The 1,451-nt window shown below is 52.6% G+C and carries 1 protein-coding gene; it reads left to right on the top strand.

Annotated elements, in window-relative coordinates:
• Positions 1-66: 66 nt before the first annotated feature.
• A complete protein-coding gene (locus HUO07_RS21505) occupies positions 67-1,236 on the top strand; it encodes a DcaP family trimeric outer membrane transporter (protein ID WP_113271323.1) in 1,170 nt (389 codons plus the stop codon).
• The last annotated feature ends 215 nt before the right edge of the window (positions 1,237-1,451 follow it).

Genomic DNA, 1,451 nt, shown 5'->3' with positions numbered 1-1,451 from the left:
ATTTTCGCTAACCTTATAGTGCCGCAATCGGCGTAAAAACAAACCAATTCATAAAAAGGTGTCATCATGTGGAATAACAAAAAAAAGGCTTCCCTAGGCGGACTGACGGCTATGGCCCTGGCAATGGGGACGACTTCTGCGCTGGCCCTGGAAAGCCAGGTGGGAGAAACCACCGTGGGGCTGTATGGTTACGCTAGGCTCAATATGGCCTACAGCTTCGATCAAGATGCCGGATCGGCTAACGAAGGTTACTTTGGAGATATCGAAAGGTCGGAAGATAAGGTCGGAGATCAGTTCCAGGCATCTGCCACACAGAGCCGTATCGGCTTTCGGACCAGTACGCCTGTCGAGGGGAGCACGCTTTACACCGTAATCGAAGGGGACTTCTGGTCCTATAATGATGATAATTCGCGCTTCAGATTACGGCATGCCTATGGTTCCTGGAATGGGATCCTTGCCGGACAGACCTGGTCGAATTACAACACCTTCGTCGCCGCCACGCCCACACTGGATTTCCTCGGCACGGCGGGAAGCAATGGCTATGGGTCGCGCCTAGCCCAGTTGCGCTACACCATGGGAGGATTCTCGATAGCTGCGGAGGATCCAAAGGCACAGCTGGCGGAGAACATCGATGGCTCCGTGCCAGAAGATGATTTGCTACCGGATAATGACGATGCCGTATCATCGATGCCCGCGTTGAGCCTGCGCTATGAAGATAGTATGGGTGACTTTTCCTACTCAATCGCCGGCATCGCCCGGCAGCTGAAGTACGATACCGGAAGCGAAAAGGATACGGAAATGGGCTATGGGGCCTTCGCCGCAGGTGCCTACCATGCCGGACCGGTGACCTTGAGAGCGATCGTGAACGCCAGCGAGGGGGCGAACAGTTACCTCTATCTGTCTGGCGATTACTTCAACGGTGCCGATGCCTACGTCGATACCAACGGTAAGCTGCAAACGCTATCTGGCGATGGCGGAGCCCTTGGTCTTTCTTATCAAATATCACCACAGTATTCACTGAACGCGTCCCATGGCTATACCGATGTCGAATTGGGCGACCCTACCGTAGGTGGGAATGCAGGTAGAAAGAACAAGAATACATTTCTTAATCTGATGTGGACTCCCAACGAACGCTTGATGTACGGAATTGAGTACGGCTACTTCGAAACGGAGTTGGCCGATGGCCGTGAAGAAGATGCGAGCCGTGTGATGGTGGCTGCCCAGTATAGTTTCTAGGGTGAGTTAGTAGCATAGCAGAGAAGCTGTTTTGATCGATTGCTTGGGCGTATGCCCAAGCTTTTTTATGGTTCTTCGTCACTTCATGTGGGGCCTGATCGAACAGGCGACCCACAATACCACTGTCACTAAACTGAATAAGAAAGATCAGTCGCGTCGGGAACACTCTTGATGACCAAATCGATACAGATGAAGTCGCGCATGGCCTGGCTGTC

This window comes from Vreelandella maris, from assembly GCF_013371085.1.
Taxonomy (GTDB): Bacteria; Pseudomonadota; Gammaproteobacteria; order Pseudomonadales; family Halomonadaceae; genus Vreelandella; species Vreelandella maris.
Note: the sequence above shows the minus strand (reverse complement) of the source record. Positions and strands in the feature narration are given on the sequence as shown.